We start from the raw sequence: 23,242 nt of genomic DNA, 5'->3' as shown, positions 1-23,242 counted from the left end.
TTGGCACGACTAATCCGAAGGCGTTTAATAACATGTCCCCTACCTCGGCACCAGAAATTTTTCGACAGTTAGCGGATAAGCTGTCTTACGTCAGCGAAGAGGGTTTTTTTCACCACATTGTGAGGTCCTTAGCGGATATTCTCAAAGTGGATCATGCCGTTGTAGAGCACATCGATAGTCACCATAAGATGGCGACCACGCTGGCCATGTGGTCACAGGAAGCTTTTAGTGAGGGGGCTCCTTATGCTTTGGAAGCCACGCCATGTCAACAAGTAGCTGACCTCTCAACATATTTTATTTCCTCTCGGGTTTGCCAGCACTTCCCGAATGATAAGCGGCTAAATTTACTCAACGTTGAAGGGTATTGGGGCATCGCTATCACAGCGCCTGATGGCCGCTTTTTAGGCGTTATTGCGCTGATGCACTCCTCTCCTTTGGTACTACCTATATATGCCGATGATGTATTACGTATTGCTTCTGCGCTGGCAGGGGCTGAGTTGGCACGTCAGTTAGCGGAAAGCCATACCCAAGAGCGGCTACTGTATAAGAAGCGGGCACTTCAGCGTATTGGTCGGCACAATGAAACACTGGTTAATACCATTAATGAACAGCAACGCTTTCAACAAGCGGTTGTTAACGTGGCGACGGCGGTGTCGGCTGAAAATGGCGAAGCGTTTTTGCATCAACTAACCGCCCATATGGCGGAGGCGCTGTCTGCCGAAGTGGGCTTTATTGCGTTGTTGGACGAGCAGGATTCGGATTTTGCGCATACCTTAACGCTATATGTAAATGGTCAACTACAGGATAATTTTGCCTACTATCTGCCTGGGGTTCCCTGCCATAAGGTGATGGTTGAGCAGGAGTGTATCGTTCATGAGGGTGCCGCCATCATGCTGCCTAAGGAGAGCAATTGGGCGCTAAATTGGGTGAACGGCTATGTAGGACGTCGGCTTGATAACAGTCATGGTCAGCCGATGGGCCTTATGGGCGTCATGTTTAAAAAGCCGCTAGACGAAGTGGATATCGTGCGTAATGTGCTGCAGATATTTGCGGCGCGTGCAGCGTCAGAGCTTGAGCGTCAGCGAGACGAAGTACGAATACGGCAATTAGCCTTTTGTGATCCTGGCACTCAATTGCCTAATCGGGCCGCTTTTATGAGCCACTTAGAGCGAGTCTTCGCCGATACGAAGACCCCTGAGCTGGCGCTATTGCTGCTGGATCTGAACCATTTTAAAGAGATCAACGATACCGCAGGGCACGATCTGGGCGATTTAGTTCTGAAGGCCGTTGCTCGCAACTTTGCTGCGGCGCTAACGAAGGATGAGTTTTTGGCCCGATTAGGGGGCGATGAGTTTGTCGTCGTTTGCCCTGGCGTAGGAGCGATTGGTGCGTTAGCTGCCGCTCAGCGGCTGTGCGATAGCATTGCATACCCGATGCTGGTTGAGGAGCACTCCTTTGAACTCTCAATGGGCATCGGTATTTCGCTTTATCCCCAGCATGCGGCAACGCCCTTGGAGCTTTTGAAGCATGCTGACATCGCCATGTACCAGGCTAAACGACAAAAGCTTTCCACCTGTATATTTGAACCCTGGATGGGGCGCGTCGTCGCTGAGCAGTTGAATATCGCCAAGCGTTTAGCGTCCGCTATTGCAGAAAAACAGTTAAGCTTGCACTTTCAACCCCAGGTTGATTTAAACAGTGGCCAATTAATTGGCGCCGAAGCGCTGTGCCGGTGGCACGATGAAGAGCTTGGCGACGTATCGCCGGGTAAATTCATTCCCATCGCCGAGGAGCGTGGGATGATTGTAGCGCTTGGTTATTGGGTGATTGAAGAAGCTTGCCGACAGCTGGCTGAGTGGCGGGCGCAGGGCCATTCAATGCCGGGGCAGCTAGCGATCAATATAGCCGCACAGCAGTTCGAGGAAGAAAGCCTGGTCGCTAACCTGCTTGATAGCTGTGCTAGTTTCAGCATCGAGCCCTCGCAACTTAGCTTGGAAATTACCGAAAGCGGCATCATGGAAAATCCTGAAAAAGCGATCGCCATGACCGAAGTATTAAAGGGAAAGGGGTTGGGGCTATCTATCGATGATTTTGGCACCGGCTACTCATCGCTTGCCTACCTGAAGCGCTTTGCCGCCGATAAAATAAAAATCGATATCTCCTTCGTCCGCGATATGCTCACTAGTGACAATGACCGTGTCATCGTGGCGACGATTATTGCCATGGCGAACACGTTAGGGCTTGAAACCATTGCCGAAGGTATTGAAAGCCAAGATCAAATCGCCGCCTTGCTTTCACTTGGCTGCAACCAAGGTCAAGGTTACTACTTTGACCGGCCACTGGCCGCCGAGCAGTTTGTTCAGCGCTGGCTCTGCTAATCTAACCGGTAGATGTTGGCTAAGTATTGGCGCAGGGTTTTCGCAAAACTACGGCTTGTAATAGACCACCCGCTTAATGTAGCGCCTCTCCACGCGGTTCAACATATTGAGTAAGTTCTAATTTTTTTGCCTCAGTCCTTTCAAAAAGCTCGGCCAATCAGGGTGCCAAGTAGTCTAGACTCATGCTATACCTAAAATGTAATCTAATCGTTACATACGCGCATGGCGTGGGTTTTGGCGATGGCGAGCAATAGCAGAAGGACGCAATTAGCTGATCGAATGGTCTCTCACGTATGTCGATTCGGCAAATAAGCGTATTTGATTTCAGGCAAAGGATTGTACAGGAGGATTACGCTAAATGAGTGGATCGACCCCGCTAAGCAAATTTTCACGCCGCAACGATTTTTTTTCTCTAGCTGTTCTAGGCGGGCTGCTGGTTGGAAGCTTCCCTCTTGAGGCTTTTGCGTTTGGCTTTGAAGATGTCGCTAGAAAAGCAGAAGAGCTAGCCCAGCAGGGCTATCGTGCTCCAGAAACGTCGTTGCCCAATGAGCTGCGAGAACTCAGTTTTGCGGAATATGCGCAAATACAGTACAAGCGAGATCGCGACGTGTGGAGCGGTAGAGGCGCACCTTTCACCCTGAGCTTTATCCATGAAGGGATGCATTACGACAGCGCTATCCAATTAAACAGCATTGATCAGGAAGGCGAGGTTCATGGCTTTGCGTACAACCCTGATCCCGCCTTATTCATGAGGCCGACCTGAAAACGAAGATAGCGGATGGTATTCTCTTGAGAAATCAGAACGTTCCGGCAAGAACCTGAACCAAGAGAGCCATCCGCTATGGGTGAAAGCCTATCCACCTGGACGCCCTCGTGCAACAGCTCTGTCCGTGTCGAGTTGAGCGGCCAGCGCACCACCAGCGACAGCGGCGCTTTGCTGCTGCGTGAAGCCCTCGACAACAGCGGCGTGATCGAGGCGCTCGAGGACAATCTGGTCGACCTCCGCAATCCGCTACGCGTCCGCCACTCACTGGCCAGTCAGCTGCGTACTCTGGTGCTGCAGCGTGCCATGGGTTGGATCGATCTCAGCGATACCGACTCGCTGCGCCGTGACCGGCTTTGGCAGCTGGCCTGCAGCGACGCGCGCGGGACGACGCCCCTGGCGCAGGACAGGCCGTCTCAAGCCACGCTGTCGCGGCTGCTGACCTGCCTTGGCCGCAACGACAACATCGATGCCGTGCACGAAGGCCTGCTGCGGCTGGTGCTCTGGCGCCTGACCTCGCTGAAGAACGGGGAGCGGCCCAGGCAGCTGACCCTGGACATCGACGGCCTGCCGATCGAAGTCCACGGCCACCAGGGCGGCTCGGCCTATCATGGCCTTTACGGAGCCCGCATCTACTCCCCACTGGTCGCCTCGCTGGCCGAAACAGGCGACATGGTGGGCGGGCTACTGCGAGAGGGTAACGCCGGCCCGGCAGAGAACGCCGACACCTGGATCCCGCACCTGGTGAAGCGGCTCAACGAGAGCACCGGGGCACAGGTTCGTGTGCGCATCGACGCCGGATTCACCGACAACGACACGCTGGAAGCCCTGGAGGACCGGGGGATCGAATACCTGGGCCGGTTGCGCAGTCACACCGGTCTACAGAAGCTGGCAGCACCGCTCCTGAAGCGGCCACCCGGCCGGCCACCCGAGCAGCCTCGCGAGTGGTGCCACGACCTGGCGTACCAAGCCGGCTCCTGGCCGGCACCGCGGCGCGTAGTGCTGGTGGTGCAGGAACGCCCCGATGACCTGCTGCTGCATGCCTTCTTCCTGGTCACCAACCTCGGCAAGTTCGACTGGCCGCCGGAGAAGATCCTGGCGCTCTATCGCAAGCGGGGCAGCGCCGAAGCCCATATGGGCGAGGTGAAGTCGGCACTCGACGTGCACCTCTCGTCGACGGATCGCGGCGCCTCCACCGTTCAGGACGTGATGGCCCGCAACGAGGTGAGCCTGCTGCTCAGCCTCTACGCCTACCAGGTCCTGCATGGCCTGCGCTGCCTGCTGGAGCGGCAAACCCGACAAGGCTGGAGTCTGAGTCGGATGCGCGAGCAGGTGCTGAAGGTGGCCGCCACGCTGAGGCTGCACGCTCGGCGAATCACGGTTCATCTCGGAGCCGCTGCCGACAAGTGGTGGCCGACCTTGCTTAAGGGGCTGCCAAAGCTGACCGCACTGAGCTGACGCTCCTGCGAGACCACCACCGCATCAGAAAGCGAGCGACCGGAGCGGCGTTCGGCGATCACGGCTGCTTTGAAGGTCGAGATTAATTCCTGGAGGTTATAAATCGGCGAAAGAAACGCAGTGTTCGGGCATTACGAAGCAGGCGCTCACGCCGGAAATACGGACCCTTACGAGCAATGCCGATGGCACGTAGCTTCAGACTGCCCGATCAGAGCCCTCGTGAATGAGGCGGGCTGATGACTTCACTTACGGTGATTTAGGCATCTCCGACGAAGTGAAGAACAGCAATAGCATTGGTATTGCCGGTGTTAAGATCAACCATGCGCTCAATGAAGGTGGCCGCAATGAGGAGATAATGGTCTTTCTGGGGGCAAGTTATTTCCGCGCTATTGGCAGAGGGCAGGTTTATGGTCTTTCAGGGCGCGGACTGGCTGTTGATACAGGGTTGCCTTCAGGCGAGGAGTTTCCTCGTTTTACAGAAATGTGGATCATCGAACCTAGCCCAGAAAGCCAGTACTTGACGATTTTCGCCCTGCTTGACTCGCCTAGCGTTACTGGCGCCTACCGCTTCGTGCTGCGTCCTGGAGAAGACACCTTAGTCGACGTGCAGTCGCGGCTATATTTGCGCCGGGCGGTCGAGAAATTGGGGATAGCACCGCTCACCAGCATGTACCTTTACGGCCCAGAGCAGCCCTCTTCGACACAACACTATATCCCGGCAATCCATGACTCTAATGGCCTATTAATCAATGATGCGCAAAATGGTTGGACATGGCGCCCGCTAGCCAATCCAGCCAGATTGATGATGAATCGACAGGCAACGCCTCAGTTACGCGGTTATGGCCTGATGCAACGTGGCCACAATTTTAGCGATTATCAGGATATTGCCGCACGCTATGACCTACGCCCAAGCGCCTGGGTTGAGCCACAAAATGAATGGGGGGCAGGCAGTGTTGAGCTGATTCAGATTCCGACAGACAACGAGACCAACGACAACATCGTTTCGATGTGGCTGGCTGATGAAGCACATGACCCTGAAACCCCGCTGGCGTTCGATTACCGTATTACGTTCACAACCGATGAAAGCCGTCACCTTGATCCTCAGCTTGCGTGGGTTGAAGAAACACGTCGCTCACGGGGAGAGGTGATTCGCGATAACCTGGTGCGCGAGCCCGACGGTACGCTCGCTTTCGTTCTCGATTTTATCGGGCCCTCGCTTTCCGGTATCGGCCGCGATGCAAATATGACCGTTGAGGCAAGTGTTGGCGATAATGGCGAATTAGCCAATAGTCGCGTTGTTCATAACCCGGCGACCAACGGCTGGCGTGTATTTGTCAACGTGAAGCGCAGTAATGGCAGTCAGCCTTTGGATATCAGGGCCAAGCTAATGCTCGATGGCAAACAAATGTCCGAAACGTGGTACTACAGGCTGCCCGCTAATGGCTGAAACAATGTCTTCCTCCCAGGCAGCGCCAACGGATCTGTATTTAGAGCGGTTGGCGTTGGAAACCCAGGATCGTAAGGAGCGCTACACGCTATTAGCCGGTGATCTTGATAAACTTGATATGGCTTCACTGCATGCTGCGTTGGGTGGGGTTAGTGATAGTGATTGGCAGAATAAAAATAGTGATGACCCCGCGGCATTATCAGTGGGTCGACGCCTAGCGCTTGCCTATGCAGAGCCGCCATTAGCACCACCAGAGGTACTGTCAACGGACACGTCTGGCATTACGCGCCTGCGAACGGCGCCGCCGATGAAACGAACGCCATTGGCGCCCCAGAAGTGGTCGACCAATCCTTTCGTGAATATTGGGCGACGTTTCAAGCGCTGGGCTAACGGTGATTTTCGAAAGCGCAGAAGAGAGTCACCCTCCGCGTCCTGGAAGTGGGTCGCCAGAAGGCGTCGTTGGATTTTGCTGGTGCTGATTTTCGGTCAAAGTATCATCGCTGCCAATCAGATGCGTACCGTACTCCCCGGCCAGGGCCTGCAGTGGCTTGAGGTCACTATCCTGTCGCTGTTTGTGCTGCTGTTCGCCTGGGTGTCCGCGGGATTTTGGACCGCTTTGATGGGGTTTTTCCAACTATTACGAAGCCATGATCGCTACGCCATTGACAGCGAAGTGGGCGACGAGCCTATTGATGATGAGGCGCGCACAGCACTGCTGGTGCCGATCTGTAATGAGGATGTTGCCAGGGTCTTTGCCGGCGTGCGCGCCACCCTGGAGTCACTGCGCAGCACGGGTAATGACCGGCATTTCGATATCTTTATCCTGAGCGATACGTCCGATCCCGATATTGCCATTCAAGAAACCTACGCTTGGCTGGTGTTGTGCCGTGACCTGGATGCTTTCGGCCAAGTTTACTACCGCCGACGACAACGCCGTGTCAAACGCAAGAGCGGTAATCTGGACGATTTTTGCCGCCGCTGGGGGGCTCTCTATCGTTACATGGTGGTACTGGATGCCGATAGTGTCATGAGCGGCAAATGCCTGACCCGGTTGGTGCAAATGATGGAGGTGCACTCGAGGGTTGGCATTATCCAAACAGCGCCCCGCGCTTCGGGGCGCCTCAACCTGTACGCTCGCATGCAGCAGTTTGCGACGCGGGTTTATGGGCCGTTGTTTACCGCCGGGCTCCATTTTTGGCAGCTGGGCGAGTCGCACTACTGGGGCCATAACGCGATCATTCGTCTAGCCCCGTTTATGCAGCACTGCATACTGGCGCCGCTGCCCGGTAAAGGCTCCATGTCCGGTGAGATACTATCCCATGACTTTGTCGAGGCGGCGCTGATGCGGCGCGCGGGTTGGGGGGTATGGATTGCCTATAAACTGGAAGGCAGCTATGAAGAAATGCCGCCTAACCTGCTTGATGAGCTCAATCGCGACAGGCGGTGGTGCCACGGAAATTTGATGAATTTCCGGCTGTTTTTCTCGCAAGGTATTCATCCCGTTCACCGCGCCGTCTTCCTGACCGGTTTAATGTCTTATCTGTCAGCGCCGTTATGGTGTCTTTTTTTAGTTCTTTCTACCGCACTGCTAGCCGTGCATACCTTTAGCACGCCCGACTATTTTCCTGAACCGGGAATGTTATTTCCTGTTTGGCCGCAGTGGAATCCTACTTTGGCGGTGGGGTTATTCGGTGTGACCGCGTTACTGCTGTTTTTACCTAAGCTGCTCAGCGTACTGCTGGTGTGGATAAAGGGCAGTCGTCAATATGGTGGGCCGCTCAAGGTGCTGGCGAGCATGGTTCTCGAGTCGCTATTTTCGATGCTATTAGCGCCGGTAAGAATGCTGTTTCACACCCGTTTTGTACTGACGTCAGTGATGGGGTGGGCGGTTCAGTGGCGCTCACCGTCCCGGGAAAATAGCGACACGACGTGGGGTGATGCCATTCGTGCTCATTGGACACAGACTCTCATAGGGGCTGTGTGGGCAGCGGGTGTTTACGTGATGGAGCCCACTTTTCTTTGGTGGCTCTCGCCCATTGTCGTTGCTTTGATGCTATCCATCCCGGTGTCGGCATTATCGAGCCGTGTTTCATTAGGGCAGCTCAGCTTTCAAAAGCGGCTGTTCCGGATTCCTGAAGAAACGCAGCCACCAAGGGTGCTGCGACGCATGGTGAGCTTGCTTGCCCAGATGAACACCGGGATGTCGGCTCCCTCTTTTGTCCGAGTGGTGGTAGAGCCCGTTCCTAATGCGTTAGCGACAGCTTTAGGCACATCACGGCACACCGATGTCGAGCCCATACGCCAGCGCCGAGCCGAGCGGGTTTCTCGCGCCGTATTGATGGGGCCAGCGGGGATGAGTCGATTGGAGCGGCTGGATTTTCTAGATGATCCAGTGATGATGTCTCAATTGCACTATCACCTATGGGTCGATAGTAAGGCGCATCACAGTTGGTTTGAACTGGGTCTGCCAGGGCGTGAATCCACGCATCTACCAACCTTTAGCTAAGCTTACTTTTGCATTAAGCGTGTGTGACGGACACTCACCAAACTGCTGCTTATAGTCGTGGGCGAATTGGCCCAGATGCCAGAAGCCCCAGTAAGTGGCTATTTCCGTTACTGACTGCTCGGGCGATGCGGCTCGCAGCGCCCGACGGACACGATTGAGCCGCGTTAAACGTAAATACTGCAGCGGGCTAATGCCCAAAATGGCCGTAAAGCTGTACTGCAGCGTGCGCCGGCTAACATGGGTCAACTGGCAAAGCTCATCCATGGTCACCGGGCCATCCATGTGCTCGTCCACATAGCGCTTTACCCGGTCAACCACTTCTTTGCGATGCGCGTAGCTGGGCGGCAGCTCTGTACTAGGCTGTTCGGCTTGCAGGAGTTCCAGTAGCGCCATCAGCAGAATGTCTTGATGGATATGGCTAGCAATAGACAGCGTTTGGCTAGTCAGCAGGCGCTCGATAAGAAACGCGACGGCATTGAGCGTTTCGCTTGCTGCTTGCCGACGGGGCATGACGTCCCAGCCTGTATCCAAGCTCATCCCCTGTCGCTTAGCGGCCTCTGCTAACACTGGTAATTGAATCACCAGCCCATAGATATCGAATTCTTCCGGCGTCACCAATTCAAAATCCCGCCCACCGGGGCGGCACATTACGTCGCCCTCGCTAAGCGCTTGGCCATTGATCCGCGTGCCATGTCGAGTCGTGGGGATGCCGATCCATAGCGAGTTTGGCCATACCCGACACTGCTGACGTAGCGCTTGCCCAGTGTGCTCCTTGAACACCTGCATCGTTTCTAATGCCACTTCATCCAGGCGACCATAGAAGCTGCCAGGGCTGAGCTGGTCGTACTCCTGCTGCCAGCGCGTCAGGTTTTGCGCGTGCTCATCGGCATCGAACGCTTCCTGAACGCATCTTTTTGGTGCAAATGCGCTTTCGAGCGTGGTCATGGGGCTCTCCTCGGAGCGTTATATGAGCCCAATATTGCTGGGTTAACGCCTTAACTTTCTGTATTTATTTAAATTTATTAAATATTAACGGGTTTGCCAAAACTCGATACTCCCTCTCTAGTGATAGCGCTATGGTGGAAACAAGCAAGTTTTATACCTCAACGCGCAGTCAGCGCGATAAAAAGCAGTCGTAAAAAAGGAAAGCTCCATGGCGCAGACCTATCACACCACGGTGGGGAGTCGCAGCTACCGCTTCGCAAGCCTAGCCGAGCTGATGGCCAAAGCCACCCCGCCTCGTTCTGGCGACCGATTGGCTGGCGTAATGGCGGAGAGTGCCGAAGAGCGGGTGGTCGCTCAAATGGTACTCGCCGAACTCCCGCTGACCACCTTTTTGAATGAGGCCCTGATTCCTTACGAAGAGGATGAGATCACCCGGCTGATTATGGATGATCATGACGCCGACGCCTTCGCCCCCATTCGTCATCTCACTGTGGGCGATTTTCGTAACTGGCTACTCTCCGATCACGCGACTAGCGATGTATTAACGGAAGTGAAAGCGGGGATTACCCCGGAAATGGCCGCTGCCGTCAGCAAGCTGATGCGTAACCAGGATTTAATTCTGGTCGCTAAAAAGTGTCGGGTCACTACCGCCTTTCGCAACACGATTGGCCTGCCGGGCCGCCTCTCTACTCGACTCCAGCCTAATCACCCGACGGACGATGTGACCGGTATTGCTGCCAGTATCCTGGATGGCCTGCTTTATGGCAGTGGCGATGCGGTGATTGGTATCAACCCCGCGACTGATAACGTCGCCCAGAGCGTCAAGCTGATGCGCCTGATGGATGAGGTGATTCAGAAGTATCAAATCCCCACGCAGTCCTGCGTGTTGACCCACGTAACGAACACCTTGGAGGCGATCGAGCAAGGCGCCCCGGTCGATTTGGTCTTCCAATCGATTGGCGGCACCGAGGCCACCAACCGCAGCTTTGGCTTTGACTTGAGCACTCTCGCCGAGGCCGAAGCGGCTGCGCAGTCGCTCAATCGTGGCACCGTAGGCCGCAACGTGATGTATTTTGAAACCGGCCAAGGCAGCTCGCTCTCCGCCGATGCCCATCACGGGCTCGATCAGCAAACCTGCGAATCGCGCGCCTATGCGGTGGCGCGCAAGTTCAACCCCTTGCTGGTCAATACCGTGGTGGGTTTTATCGGCCCGGAGTATCTCTTTGACGGCAAAGAGATCACCCGTGCAGGGCTTGAGGATCACTTCTGCGGAAAATTGCTGGGTGTGCCTATGGGCTGCGATGTCTGCTACACCAATCACGCCGAAGCCGATCAAAACGATATGGATAATCTGCTCACGCTGCTGGGCGTGGCGGGCTGCAACTTCATCATGGGTATCCCCGGCTCTGACGACATCATGCTCAATTACCAGACGACTTCCTTTCACGACGCGCTCTATGCACGGCGGGTACTGGGGCTCAAGGCCGCGCCGGAGTTTGAGCGCTGGCTCGAAGAGATGCAGATTTTCCAGGATGTCAGCACCCACCGGCTCAATGACCAGCTTCCGGCCGCCTTTGCCAATAGCCTGCGCCATCTGCCCAAGGAGTCGCGCCATGGCACCTGATTCGTCATCCCCCATCGTGGTGGAGAACCCCTGGGAGAGGCTGAATGCTTTTACCGACGCGCGCATTGGCCTGGGGCGCGCTGGGGTTAGCCTGCCGACCAGCAAGCTGCTGGCGTTTCAGTTGGCTCACGCCCAGGCCCAGGATGCGGTTCACTGTCCGTTGGATGTCGAAGCGCTCTCCACCGAGCTGACCCAAGCCCTAAATGTGTCTGAGGCGCCGCTGCGCCTGCACAGCCATGCCCAGGATCGTGCCATGTACCTGCAGCGGCCCGATTATGGCCGACGCCTTAACGACGAGAGCCGTGAGCACCTGCAGCAAGCCGCCGCGTCCCAGCAGCACTATGACCTTGCGATTGTCGTGATCGATGGGCTTTCCGCGCTCGCCGTGCAGCAAAACAGCGCGCCGTTTCTTAGCACGCTTTATCAGATGTTGAGCAGCGACACCGCTGATTGGCAGCTAGCGCCGTTAACGATTGTTGAGCAGGGGCGGGTGGCCATTGGCGATGAGATTGGTGGGCTGCTCAACGCGGACGCAGTGCTGGTGATGATCGGTGAACGGCCGGGGCTGAGCTCACCGGATAGCCTGGGATTGTATATGACCTGGGCGCCGGAACCGGGGCTCAAGGATGATCGGCGAAACTGCATTTCCAACGTGCGCCCGGCGGGTTTGCAAATAGAGGAGGCCGCCCGGCGTTTCTTTCTGCTGTTAAAAGAGGCCCGTCAGCTCAAGTTGTCTGGCGTTAAGTTGAAAGACCGCAGCGAAGACGATGTGTTGGAAGGTGAATCAGCATCAGGCTCGACACGTAACTTCCTGGTGGCGGATTAACGTCACCCAAAAAGCGATATCCCATAACAACGATCACATAACAAAACGGAACAACGTTGGTAAACAACAGCACGCCGCTGACGACGATTTCGTTCCACACTGAAAGGGCAAAACGATGACACAACCATCGATTGATCAGGCGTATCTGGCAAAACGCCAACTGCGCAAAGGCACCGCTGGCTGGATACTGCTGGCTGGGCTTGGGGTTTCTTACGTCATTTCCGGTGACTTCGCCGGGTGGAACTTTGGTATCGCCGAAGCGGGCTGGGGTGGCTTTGCGATAGCGGCCTGTTTGATGGCGCTGATGTATCTGGCCCTGGTGCTGTCCCTGGCGGAAATGTCCGCGGCGATTCCCGCAGCGGGCGGTGGCTATAGCTTTGCCCGCCAGGCAATGGGGCCTGCCGGTGGTTATTTAACGGGGCTTGCAGTATTGATCGAGTACGCTTTGGCCCCAGCGGCGATTGTGATCTTTATCGGTGCCGCGGTAGAGGCGTTAATCGGCATTAACGGCCCGCTGGTTTACCTGATTTTCTACGCCGTGTTTATTGGTATCCACTTGGCAGGCGTGGGGGAAGCGCTCAAGGTCATGATGGTGATTAGCGGCTTGGCGGTGTTCGCTATTCTGGCAACTGCTGTCGCGCTAATTGGCAGTTTCGACGCTGCCAACCTGTTTGATATTGCCCCCACCGATTCGGCGGGCGCCAGCACCTTTATGCCGTTTGGCTGGTACGGCGTTTGGGCGGCGCTACCCTTTGGTATGTGGTTGTTCCTGGCGGTGGAAGGCGTACCGCTGGCCGCGGAAGAAGCTAAAGACCCCGCTCGGGATATGCCCAAAGGGATTATCGCGGCGATGCTGTTTCTGCTCTTCACAGCGCTATTAGTCGTGGTATTACTGGCCGGTGCGGCAGGCGCTGAGATGATCGGTCAAAGCGGCGTACCGTTGGTGGATGCACTGAACGCGGCGGGCAACCCGACCCTGGCCACGTTGGTGAACGTGCTGGGCTTGGCGGGGCTGATCGCCTCCTTCTTCTCGATTATTTATGGCTACAGCCGGTTGGTCTTTGCGCTTTCACGGGCGGGGTACCTTCCCAAACCGTTGTCGCTGACCAGTGGCCGTAAAGTGCCTTATTTGGCACTGATCGTGCCCGGCGTGTTTGGTTTTCTGGTGTCGTTGAGCGGGGAAGGCGATTTGATGCTGGGAATGGCCGTGGTCGGTGCGACGATTTCCTATGCATTGATGGCACTGAGCCACATTATGCTGCGCGTACAGCAGCCTGACCTGCCACGTCCGTATAAAACACCTGGTGGTGTCGTGACCTCAGGGATTGCACTGGTGCTTTCCCTGGTTGCGCTTACCGGGGTATACGCCTTCGACCCACGCGCCTTTAACTACACCATCGTGCTGTTCATTGTTGGCGCAGCCTACTTCTTCCTCTACAGCAAGAATCACCTCGTAGCGAAAACCGCTGAGGAGGAGTTTGCACTGGTAGTCGCGTCACCTGAGGAGCTGGATGATAGTGATTCAGACCCAGCGGTCTCGACAGCGAAGCTGTAATTTACAAGCCTAATCGCCTAGGCTGACCAAGCCTCTTTGCCTTGTGGCAAAGAGGCTTTTTTGGCTGATGAGAAGGAGTCGTCATGGCGTTAACATTTGATAGTCCTAATGAAGAACAGCGCTGGTACGCAGTGGATGATGGTGTTATGGGCGGTGTTTCCGAGAGTACGTTTCGCGTTACTGACAACGAAGGTCGCTTTCAGGGTGAGGTGTCGCTGGAAAACGGCGGTGGTTTTGCCTCCGTTCGCCGCGAGCCCAACGGGTTCGAGCCAACGCTAGCGGATGCCCAGGGCATAGCGCTAACCGTGCGGGGGGATGGGCGCACCTACCAACTTCGCCTAAAAAGTACCTCCCTTGGCGATGCCTCAGCGTACCGAGTGAAATTTACGCCTGCTCAGGATAGCTGGGAAACGCTGCATTTCCCCTGGAGCGCCTTTGAAGCGGTGCGGCGAGGAACGCTATTGAGTTATGCCCCAGCCGTAACGCCCAGCGAGATTCACCAACTCGGCTTTTTAATCGCTGACCGCACCGCGGGGCCTTTTTGCCTTCAGATCAACCGTATCGAGCCCATGCGCTAACTAGGCATTGGCTACCCACCAAGGTCGTCTCGCATGTAGTTTCCAGTTACGCGAAGCTGGTAAAAATGATCAGGAGCACGGCCCTTGAAACACGCACCTGCGTACCGCTTAGCCACGACGATTCTGCACGGTTTTGATGAGTACCGTGCGCGCTTTAAAGAGATCACTGCCGATGCCAGTCGTCGTTTCCGCGACGCAGCCTGGCGTGACGCTCAGCAAGCCTCGACGGAGCGAATTAATCTCTATCAGGAAAAGATCGACGTTACGCTTGGGCGCTTGAAGCGTACTTTCGATCCTGACGTGGTGTCCCACTGCGAGTGCTGGCGCGAGGCGCGCAACCACTACGCCGAACTGATCAGCCATCGGCTCGATTATGAACTAGCCGAGACCTTCTTTAACTCGCTGTTCTGCGCCATTTTCCACCATCGCCATATCCGCAATGACTGGATGTTTGTGTATAGCTCTCGGAAGGATGCTGCCCATCGCTCGGGAATTGACCTATGCCGTCGCAAACAGGTGAATGGCGACTGGCAGGGCGCGCTCAAATGGGCACTTATCGATGCGCCTTTCGAAAACCGTTTTGCGGAAATAGACCAGGATACCCATCTCGGCGCCACTTTCTTACAGCAGCACTTACCCTCAGCGATTTTGAACACCGGCGATGCGGAAATCGAATTGCTGAATAGCGTTTTCTACCGCAATAAAGGGGCTTATCTGGTCGGGCGTATTCGTGGCGGTGGAGAGCAAGTACCGCTGGTGCTGCCGGTACTCCACGGCGAGGGATTTGGCGAGCAGCAGGGGGGCGACCCTTGCCTACACCTGGATACGGTGCTGATCGAAACCGATGAAGTGTCGATTATTTTCTCCTTTACCCGCGCTTATTTTCAGGTGGAGGTGGCGGTACCCAGAGAGTTTGTCGATTACCTGCAGCAGTTGATGCCGCATAAGCCCGAAGGTGAACTCTATGCCTCAATCGGGTTCTTCAAACATGGCAAAACTGAGTTTTTCCGAGCCCTGAACCGTCAGGTCGCCAAGCGCGAAGATCAGTTTATTATCGCCCCTGGCGTGCGTGGCATGGTGATGGCGGTGTTTGTGCTGCCCAGTTTTCGAACCGTGTTTAAGATCATTAAAGATAAATTCGACCCGGCCAAAGACGTGACCCACGCCGTGGTGCGCGAAAAGTATCGACTAGTAAAGCGCCATGACCGAGTAGGGCGTATGGCCGATACGCAAGAGTTCTCCAATTTTATTGTCCGTCAGGATCATTTTGCGCCGGAGTGTCTGGAGCACTTACTGGAAGTGGCGCCCTCAACCGTTGTGTTGAAAGGCGATAAGGTGATTATCAAACATTGCTATACCGAGCGCATGATGACACCGCTGAACATCTATCTGGAGCAGTGCAGCGACCAAGAGAAGGAGATGGTGCTTAAGGATTACGGCAATGCCATTAAGCAAATGGCTGCGGCGAATATTTTTCCCGGCGATATGCTGCTGAAAAATTTTGGCGTGACACGCCATGGAAGGGTGATTTTCTACGACTACGATGAAGTCTGCTACCTCACCGAGTGTCGTTTTCGGCATATGCCCAAATCCCAGGGCAATGACTTCCAGGGGGGGGATACGTTGTCCATCGGTCCTAACGATATTTTTCCAGAGGAGTTTGGCCCTTTCATGTTCGCTAATAAGGCGCTGCGCGATATGTTCATGGCGCAGCACCCCGAGCTATTTGATCCGGAATACTGGCTGGAACTGCAGCAGGCCATCATCGATGGGCGCGTCATCGATGTTTATCCTTACCGTAACAAGCAGCGTTTTGCGGGCAGCATCGGGCAGCTAGTATATTAGTGTTTGACTTAAGAAAAAGTGGAACATAAACGACGAGGTAAACATGGCAGCAAGCCCGCATTTGGTGGTATTAACCGGCTCGGGGATTAGCGCCGAGAGCGGGATTAAAACCTTTCGCGCCAGCGACGGCCTGTGGGAAAACCACCCGGTCGAGGATGTGGCTACCCCCCAGGCGTGGCAGCGCAATCCGCAGCAGGTGTTGGATTTCTATAATCAGCGCCGCGAGCAGATCCGTCGTGCCAAGCCCAACGCCGCCCATAAAGCGCTGGCTGCTCTGGAGCAAGGCGGCTTTAGCGTCAGTATCATTACCCAGAATATCGATGACCTGCACGAGCGAGCAGGCTCCCGACACGTGCTGCACCTGCACGGTGAGATTTTAAAAGCACGCTCTTCCATCGATGAGCGTATGCGCTACCCGCTGCCCAAAGGGGGGATTGAGCTGGGGAATGTCTGCGATAAAGGCAGCCAGCTGCGTCCCGATGTGGTCTGGTTTGGAGAGTCGGTGCCGCTGTTTGAAGATGCCTGTGAACTTGTTAGCCAGGCTGATTTTCTGCTGGTCGTGGGCACGTCGCTGGCGGTCATGCCTGCCGCTTCGCTGCTCTCTTACATTGACTACGACACACCCTGCGCGCTGGTCGACCCTGAGGCGGATATGCTCAGCCCGCCGGGTGTGCTGGCAATCAATACCACCGCTGGAGAAGGCGTTCCGGCGTTGGTAAATCGCTGGAAGCAGCAGGGTAATTTGCTGTTGTCTTAAAAATTCGAGACCGGCTCGGCACAGCCTTCTGCGAGGGCGCTTCAATCAGGGCGGTGGCGCCGAGCACGCAAATATAAAGGGAAAAAAGCACGTGAAGAGCGCAATCTGTAGCATTGTTATCGTGATGGCTTGGACGGGCGGTGTTGCCGCGCAGGATATGACTTATTCGAACGAGGCAACGCAGTCCTGCCTTGCTGACGCATCGGGTGACGCTCGGCTGGCCTGCGTTGGTGAATCCGCTAATGCCTGCATGGCTGACACAGAGGGCGGTTCCACGACCGTCGTTATGGGGGGTTGTCTAGATCGGGAACGGCAGTTTTGGGACGACAGGTTAAACACCGCTTACAGCGACCTGATGGCGATGTACGCCTCAGCTGACGCTGAGGCAGAGGATGACAGTTGGAACACACCGGCACAGGCGCCAACGCTGAAGGCTATGCAACGGGCCTGGATCGGCTACCGCGATGCCCGCTGCGATTTCGAGCGGGCGAAATGGGGTGGCGGCACCGGCGGTAGCCCTGCAACCGCGCAATGTCTGATGCGGGTCACGGCAGAACAGACACTGGTGCTGATCGACGGTCAGGACGGACTGCAGTGATACGCGCCGCGAACGAGGCCCGCCGTGTGTGCTGGCAATCAATGCCACTGGCGGAGAAGACGTTCCGGCGCTAGTGAATCGTTGGAAGCAGCAGGGTAATTTGCTGCTTTCCTGAGCCATTACGACTCAAGAAACCATGCTTTCATCACGCTGGTAATCTGAGTGATTTCCGCTTCCGAGGTGATGTAGGCGGGCATGGTGTAGAGCCAGCGGTCAATGGGGCGCAGCCATACGCCGCGCTCGCGGGCGAAGTCGCCTACGCCTTTTAGCGCCTCGGCGGAGTGCGCTTCGATCACGGCGGTGGCGCCAAGGACTCGAACGTCAGCCACGGCCGGATGTGCATTCAGCGCTTGGTCTTCAAGTAGCTCATGCTGCAACTGCTGGCTGAGCTTGGCAATTTTGCCCAGGTAATTCTCTTCCTCGAAGACGCGCAGGCTTTCCAGCGCCACGCGGCAGGCCAGCGGGTTGCCCATAAAGGTAGGCCCGTGCATAAAGGCGTGCTGGGGAGTATCGCCGACAAAGGCGTCGTGGACGCGATCTGTGGCGAGCGTCGCAGCGTGGCCTAAATAGCCGCCGGTCAAGCCTTTGGAAAGCACCATGATATCCGGCGTGACCCCCGCGTGATTGGCAGCAAACAGTTTGCCGGTGCGGCCAAAGCCGGTGGCGACTTCGTCAAAAATCAACAGCACCCCAAACTCATCGCACAGTTCCCTGGCGCCAGTGACATAGTCCGGCGAGGTCATATTAAGCCCGCCAGCAGCTTGTAAAAGCGGCTCCATTAGTAGGGCGGCGATCTCCTCATGGTGGCGCTCAAGTACGCTGCGCAGGGCGCCAAGATCGTGTTCAACCTGTTCAGCGCTAGCATTAAAAGGAGCCGTAGGTGCCGGGGCGAAATGGTGTTGGGGGAGTAGGCTGGCGAACAGACTGTGCATGCCTTCTTCCGGGTCGCACACTGCCATGCAGCCGGTGGTGTCACCGTGGTAGGCCTTCATCAACGAGAGCATCTTTTGCTTGCCGGGGTTGCCGGTGAGTACCTGGTACTGGAGGGCCATTTTCATCGCCACTTCCATGCCTACCGAGCCGCTGTCCGAATAGAAAACGTGGTTCAGCCCGGCGGGGGTAATGCGCACCAGCTCGCGCGCCAACTGGTCGGCGGGGTCGTGGGTTAAGCCGCCAAGCATCACATGGCACAGCTCACCTGCCTGCTCGCGAATGGCCGCCACCAGGCGCGGGTGGCCATAGCCGTGAATCATGCACCACCAGGAGCAGGTGGCATCCAATAAGCGTTCGCCGCTCTCGAGCACAAAGTGAGTACCGTCACCGCCCACCACCTTGGGCGCGGGCGTTTGGGTTTTTAAGTGGGCATAAGGATGCCAAACCGGCGTGTTCATAACGGCTCCAGGGAGAGATAGGGGGCGGCAGTTGCGGCGTCGGGGGCATCAAGATGGGGAATAATGCCTAAACAGGGCGCCGCGAGTTTGGCGTTTAGATGGGCGATATTGGCCTCAAAGCGGGCTGTGTCAGCCGCAAAAGCGGGATCAACTACGCTGCCCGCCCATCCTGCTACTACCAAGCCGTCGGCGCGAATGGCTTCTGCTGTTAAGCGGGCATGGTTTAAGCAGCCCAGCTTTAGGCCAACCACCAGAATCACCGGCAGCTCAAGCGCTATCGCCAGGTCGGCGAAATCTTCCTGCGCGTTTAACGGTACGCGCCAGCCACCGGCGCCTTCAATCAGGGTGATATCTCTGGGTGTTTGGCTAAGCGTTTCGCGCAACAAGCTAACGATAGCGCTAACCTCAAGCGGCTGGCCCGTCTCTAGCGCGGCAAGATGGGGCGCAATAGCGGGGGCAAAGGCGATGGGATTCACCTTGACGTAGTCGACCGGCGGCACGCTTTGATGCTGAAGGGCGAGGGCATCGCTATTTTGCAGGCCTTCAGGCGTCGCTTGGCTGCCTGAGGCGATGGGTTTTAAGCCCAGCGTGCTCAACTGCTGTTGGCGGGCGGCATAGAGCAATCCACTGGTCACTAGGGTTTTACCCGCATCGGTATCGGTGCCCGTCACAAACCAGACGTTCATAGCGATTTTTCCAAGTGCAGCGTTAAGCAGTGGTAGCTCACGGGTAGGCCTTCCGGCTGGCGGAGTTGTTCAAAGCGCGCTTGTGCGGCGGCGACGTCATTTCGGCTAAGGCTGGCCTGTGGCCGGGCAATCTGAGCGCCGACACCTTTGATAGACGCCATTACCGCCTTCAAGTCAGGGTAACTGAAGCGCTCAACGCTGGCCGCCTGACGGGTGATGGTTAAGCCGCTTTCGCCGATGGCCCTCTCGACACTGGCGCGATCAGGCATTTGCAGCAGCGCCTCGGGGCGCTGCCAGGCAAAGGCAATCTCCTCCAGGGTGCCGGGCAGCAGCGTGGTGATATGCGCCTCCCCGCCGGGTGTGAGAACCCGGTAAAGCTCCTCCATCACCGCGCCAATATTGCGACACCACTGCACCGCCAAGTTGGAAAACACTAGATCAAAGGTGTGCTTACCAAACGGCAGGGCCACAGCGTCACCCGGTTGCCAGTGGATACTTTCACTATAGCGCTGACGTGCCTGTTCGAGCATGCCGGGGGCGATATCGAGCCCCGTTACGCGGGCTTGGGGGTAACGTTCAGCCAACTGCTGAGTCCAGTAGCCGGTACCGCACCCCATATCCAACACGTTAAAAGCGCTTGGAGGTAACGAATCCCAAAGCATTTCGCCTATTTGGCGCTGGGCAGTGGCGAGTACATCATAGCGGGGCGCAGCCCGGGAAAAGGCGTGGGCGACCCGTGCTTGCCAGTTAACCTCGCTGTTCAGCGTTAGGTCGCTCATAAAACCGCCGTGCTGACGTTAGTCATCTGGGTAGCATGACGGATAATCGCGGCGGCGAGCACCTGGGGCTGCGAGAGCATCGGGCAGTGGCCGACACCGCTTAGGGGTTCGCTTATGCGGCGCTGGGCGGGGCTGATGAATGGGTCATGCTCGCCAGTGAGGTGTACTACCGGGCAAGGGGAGGCTGCTAGCCTTGAGCGATTATCAATCGACGCCAGCCAGTGCAGGCCGGCAGCTAAGGAGGTGATATCGGCGGGCGGTGTATCGCCCAGCAGGTCCTGCAGTTGCCGGTAAGCCTGCCGGGGGCTAGGCTCCCCTTGTGTCTGCCAGCGCAAAAAGTGTTGCCAGGTTGCGGTGGGGTCGCGCTGAAAGGCGCGCTGAAAAGCCTTTAGCTCGGCGGTGGTAACGCCATCATCGGCGCAGAAAGTGGCGCCTGCGCCTAATAATATAAGCCCCTTCGGGGCCGGGAGGTAGTCGAGCAGGACGGTCGCCAGTAGGCCGCCCAGGGACCAGCCTACCCACACTGTATCGTGGGGTAATGACGTGGCCATCGACTCCGCTAACTGCGCTATGGTCGCATTAGCGGGTAGCGCGGGGGTATCGCCATCACCTTCACTATAACCCGGCCAATCGATAGGCTGAGCTTCAGTTTCATGCGGCCAATAGGCTTCAAGTGACTGCCAAATACGACGGTCAATGCCCCAGCCTGAGAGCAGCATTAGGCGTGGGTAAGGCACAGAGACTCCTCACGCTGACACGTTGTTAGCGCTGCTAATAACTGATCGATATGGTCACGGGTATGAACTGCGCTTAGCGTAATACGCAAGCGTGCTTCACCGCTGGGTACCGTAGGTGGGCGAATCGCTCCTACGTGTATGCCCCGCTGTTGTAGTTGCGCTGCCCAGCGTAGTGTGCGCGCTTCATCACCCAAAATCAGTGGCTGAATAGGGGTGGCCGAATCGCTAAGAGGGAGTCCCAAGAGAAGCGCTTCGCGGCGAAAATAAGTGATATTGGCGTTTAGCTGGGCGCGGCGTTCCGGTTCACTCTGAACGATCTCCAGCGCTTTTAAAGTCGCGGCGGCAATCGCCGGGGGCTGGGCGGTGGTGTAAATATAGCTGCGTGAAAACTGGATCAAGTGCTCGATTAGCTCGGTATCTCCGGCTACAAAAGCCCCGGCGGTACCTAATGCTTTGCCCAGGGTTCCGACCAAAATCGGGACCTCGGCACTGTTCCAAGTGCTGCCCACGCAGCCGCTGCCATTGTCGCCTAGCACGCCAACGCCGTGGGCGTCGTCGATCATCATCCAGGCACTGTGCTGCTGACAGACTTCGACCAGTGTGGCGATGTCGGCGATATCGCCATCCATACTGAAAACGCCATCGCTGACCACGAGCTTGTGCGCACACTCACTGCGCGCCAGCAGGCTTGCTAAATCAATGGCGTCGCGGTGATGAAAGCGCCGCGAGCGGGCACCGCTTAATGCGGCGCCATCGATTAGCGATGCGTGGTTGAGGCGATCTTGAAAAAGTGCGGTATGACGATCTGCCAGCGCTTGGAGCACGCCGAGATTGGCCATATAGCCGGTAGAAAACAGCAGCGCACGTTCACGGCCTGTCCAGCGCGCTAACGCTTCTTCCAGGGCGTCGTGAATCTCCAGATGACCGCTGACCAAATGCGAAGCGCCTGCACCTGCACCGTAACGGCGAGCGCCCGCTACCTGGGCCTCACTAACACGCGGGTCTTGAGCGAGACCCAGGTAGTCGTTACCTGCAAAGTCGAGGGTATTGCTTTTGGCTACCTGACGAGTTCGCCAGCGCTCCGTCTGTTGACGATGAGCACGGGCGTCGGCCAGACGCTGTTGCCACGCTTTAGACACTGGCGTCTACCGCCAGCTCGGCAACCCGTTCGGCGTGCACCTGCTGCTGTGCCTGTTGGGCAAGGCGTGCCGCTTGGGTATCTTCGCTTTCGCAGGTTTCGCGCTTTTCAGGGTGCAGTCCCAGCTTGGCAAACAGCGCACGGTCGCGATCCACCTGGGGGTTGCCGGTGGTCAGCAGCTTGTCGCCGTAGAAGATCGAGTTGGCACCTGCCAAAAACGCCAGCGCCTGGGTTGATTCGTTCATTTGCTCGCGGCCAGCGGAGAGTCGCACGTGGCTTTGTGGCATCATGATGCGGGCGACCGCAATGGCGCGGATAAACTCGATGGGGTCTAAATCTTCGACATTTTCCAGCGGTGTGCCGGGCACTTTCACCAGCATATTGATCGGTACGGATTCCGGGTGCGGTGAGAGCTTGGCCAGCTGTTGCAGCAGGGCGCTACGATCCCGGGCCTCTTCGCCCATGCCGAGAATGCCGCCGGAGCAGACCTTCATGCCTGCATCGCGCACGTTGGAGAGGGTTTCCAGCCGGTCGCTGTAGGTGCGGGTGGTGATGATCTCGCCGTAGAACTCCGGCGAGGTGTCCAGGTTGTGGTTGTAGTAATCGAGCCCCGCCGTCGCCAGGCGGCTGGCCTGTTCACCGTCGACCATCCCCAGCGTCATACAGGTTTCAAGGCCCACCGCTTTCACCTGACGCACCATCTCTTCGACTAGCAGTAAATCCTTATCCCGCGGGCTGCGCCAGGCGGCACCCATACAAAAACGGCTGGCACCGGCTTCTTTAGCAGCCTTGGCTTGTTCAACCACTTTTTCAATTTCCAGCAGCTTCTCTTTCTCCAGCTGGGTATTGTAGTGGCCGGACTGGGGGCAATATTTGCAGTCCTCAGGGCAAGCGCCAGTCTTGATCGACAGCAGGGTAGAGACCTGCACCGCGTTAGCATCAAAGTGGGCACGGTGAACCTGCTGGGCTTGAAACAGCAGGTCATTGAACGGCAGCGCAAAAAGCGCGTTGATCTCATCCAGCGTCCAGTCGTGACGTTGTTCATGAAGGCAATGTTCATGAAGAAGCTGTTCGTGATGCACGGTCATGGTGTAAACCTTTTTACCTTTAATAGTTGACGAGACTTTAGCGGCGTTGCGCTTTAGGTGTCAACGTTGGAGGTTTTTTAGGTTTACGGTGGTGGTGGAAACATTCGTCAAAAGGCAGCACGCTCATTTATACTCTGCGCCCT

Annotated in this window: 19 protein-coding genes; 12 read left to right on the top strand and 7 right to left on the bottom strand. The window is 56.6% G+C overall.

Annotated elements, in window-relative coordinates; all coding sequences use genetic code 11:
- Positions 1–32: 32 nt before the first annotated feature.
- The 5 genes from KO116_RS18455 (at position 33) to mdoH (ending at position 8,552) form a co-directional block, all read left to right on the top strand.
- A complete protein-coding gene (locus tag KO116_RS18455) occupies positions 33–2,378 on the top strand; it encodes a bifunctional diguanylate cyclase/phosphodiesterase (RefSeq protein WP_035564657.1) in 2,346 nt (781 codons plus the stop codon).
- Between the two features lie 358 nt (positions 2,379–2,736).
- Positions 2,737–3,141, top strand: coding sequence for a glucan biosynthesis protein (locus KO116_RS18450; protein ID WP_035564655.1), 405 nt, complete (start codon positions 2,737–2,739; stop codon positions 3,139–3,141).
- A gap of 78 nt (positions 3,142–3,219) precedes the next feature.
- Entirely contained in the window at positions 3,220–4,599 is a 1,380-nt protein-coding gene (locus KO116_RS18445; protein ID WP_035564654.1) for an IS1380 family transposase, read from the top strand.
- Positions 4,600–4,822: 223 nt separating this feature from the next.
- A complete protein-coding gene (locus KO116_RS18440; RefSeq protein WP_235272426.1) occupies positions 4,823–6,046 on the top strand; it encodes a glucan biosynthesis protein G in 1,224 nt (407 codons plus the stop codon).
- The gene (mdoH, locus tag KO116_RS18435) at positions 6,039–8,552 is read left to right on the top strand and encodes a glucans biosynthesis glucosyltransferase MdoH (protein WP_035564651.1); all 2,514 of its coding nucleotides are present in this window, start codon (positions 6,039–6,041) and stop codon (positions 8,550–8,552) included. The genes KO116_RS18440 and mdoH overlap by 8 nt, the downstream gene beginning before the upstream one ends.
- On the opposite strand, the gene KO116_RS18430 is transcribed toward mdoH, so the two are convergent.
- Complete coding sequence (locus tag KO116_RS18430; protein WP_035564650.1) at positions 8,535–9,497, bottom strand: helix-turn-helix domain-containing protein; 963 nt, start codon at positions 9,495–9,497, stop codon at positions 8,535–8,537. The two genes, mdoH and KO116_RS18430, sit on opposite strands and share 18 nt — an antisense overlap.
- A gap of 208 nt (positions 9,498–9,705) precedes the next feature.
- Between KO116_RS18430 and KO116_RS18425 the strand changes: the two genes are divergently transcribed.
- The 7 genes from KO116_RS18425 to KO116_RS18395 all read left to right on the top strand — a co-directional run bounded on the left by KO116_RS18425 (position 9,706) and on the right by KO116_RS18395 (position 17,280).
- A complete protein-coding gene (locus tag KO116_RS18425) occupies positions 9,706–11,121 on the top strand; it encodes an ethanolamine ammonia-lyase subunit EutB (protein WP_035564649.1) in 1,416 nt (471 codons plus the stop codon).
- A complete protein-coding gene (gene eutC, locus KO116_RS18420) occupies positions 11,111–11,947 on the top strand; it encodes an ethanolamine ammonia-lyase subunit EutC (protein WP_035564648.1) in 837 nt (278 codons plus the stop codon). Before KO116_RS18425 ends, eutC begins: the two co-directional genes overlap by 11 nt.
- A gap of 115 nt (positions 11,948–12,062) precedes the next feature.
- Positions 12,063–13,502, top strand: a complete 1,440-nt coding sequence (gene eat / locus KO116_RS18415) for an ethanolamine permease (protein WP_035564646.1) — start codon at positions 12,063–12,065, stop codon at positions 13,500–13,502.
- Positions 13,503–13,585: 83 nt separating this feature from the next.
- Positions 13,586–14,080, top strand: coding sequence for a CIA30 family protein (locus KO116_RS18410; protein WP_035564644.1), 495 nt, complete (start codon positions 13,586–13,588; stop codon positions 14,078–14,080).
- 84 nt (positions 14,081–14,164) lie between these two features.
- Positions 14,165–15,925: a bifunctional isocitrate dehydrogenase kinase/phosphatase gene (gene aceK, locus KO116_RS18405; protein WP_035564643.1), complete on the top strand. Its 1,761-nt coding sequence runs from the start codon at positions 14,165–14,167 to the stop codon at positions 15,923–15,925.
- Positions 15,926–15,968: 43 nt separating this feature from the next.
- Positions 15,969–16,682, top strand: a complete 714-nt coding sequence (locus tag KO116_RS18400; protein WP_035564641.1) for an SIR2 family NAD-dependent protein deacylase — start codon at positions 15,969–15,971, stop codon at positions 16,680–16,682.
- A 91-nt stretch (positions 16,683–16,773) separates the two neighbouring features.
- The gene (locus KO116_RS18395; protein WP_200897108.1) at positions 16,774–17,280 is read left to right on the top strand and encodes a lysozyme inhibitor LprI family protein; all 507 of its coding nucleotides are present in this window, start codon (positions 16,774–16,776) and stop codon (positions 17,278–17,280) included.
- Positions 17,281–17,399: 119 nt separating this feature from the next.
- Here the strand turns inward: KO116_RS18395 and bioA are convergent, their stop codons facing one another.
- Genes bioA through bioB form a run of 6 tightly spaced genes read right to left on the bottom strand, consistent with a single transcriptional unit; the run spans position 17,400 to position 23,099 of the window.
- On the bottom strand, positions 17,400–18,671 hold the full coding sequence (bioA, locus tag KO116_RS18390; RefSeq protein WP_035564639.1) for an adenosylmethionine--8-amino-7-oxononanoate transaminase: 1,272 nt from the start codon (positions 18,669–18,671) through the stop codon (positions 17,400–17,402).
- Positions 18,668–19,357, bottom strand: a complete 690-nt coding sequence (gene bioD / locus KO116_RS18385; RefSeq protein WP_035564637.1) for a dethiobiotin synthase — start codon at positions 19,355–19,357, stop codon at positions 18,668–18,670. The genes bioA and bioD overlap by 4 nt, the downstream gene beginning before the upstream one ends.
- Entirely contained in the window at positions 19,354–20,136 is a 783-nt protein-coding gene (gene bioC, locus KO116_RS18380; RefSeq protein WP_035564635.1) for a malonyl-ACP O-methyltransferase BioC, read from the bottom strand. The genes bioD and bioC overlap by 4 nt, the downstream gene beginning before the upstream one ends.
- Positions 20,133–20,855 carry an alpha/beta fold hydrolase gene (locus KO116_RS18375; RefSeq protein WP_035564633.1) on the bottom strand — a complete coding sequence of 241 codons (723 nt, stop codon included), beginning with the start codon at positions 20,853–20,855 and terminating at the stop codon, positions 20,133–20,135. Before KO116_RS18375 ends, bioC begins: the two co-directional genes overlap by 4 nt.
- Positions 20,855–22,012 (bottom strand): 8-amino-7-oxononanoate synthase, encoded by a 1,158-nt coding sequence (gene bioF, locus KO116_RS18370; protein WP_035564631.1) that lies wholly within the window; start codon positions 22,010–22,012, stop codon positions 20,855–20,857. Before bioF ends, KO116_RS18375 begins: the two co-directional genes overlap by 1 nt.
- Positions 22,005–23,099, bottom strand: a complete 1,095-nt coding sequence (gene bioB / locus KO116_RS18365; protein WP_035564629.1) for a biotin synthase BioB — start codon at positions 23,097–23,099, stop codon at positions 22,005–22,007. Before bioB ends, bioF begins: the two co-directional genes overlap by 8 nt.
- Positions 23,100–23,242 lie beyond the last annotated feature (143 nt).

It is taken from the genome of Halomonas sp. KO116 (genome assembly GCF_000734975.2).
Lineage (GTDB): Bacteria > Pseudomonadota > Gammaproteobacteria > Pseudomonadales > Halomonadaceae > Vreelandella > Vreelandella glaciei.
Note: the sequence above shows the minus strand (reverse complement) of the source record. Positions and strands in the feature narration are given on the sequence as shown.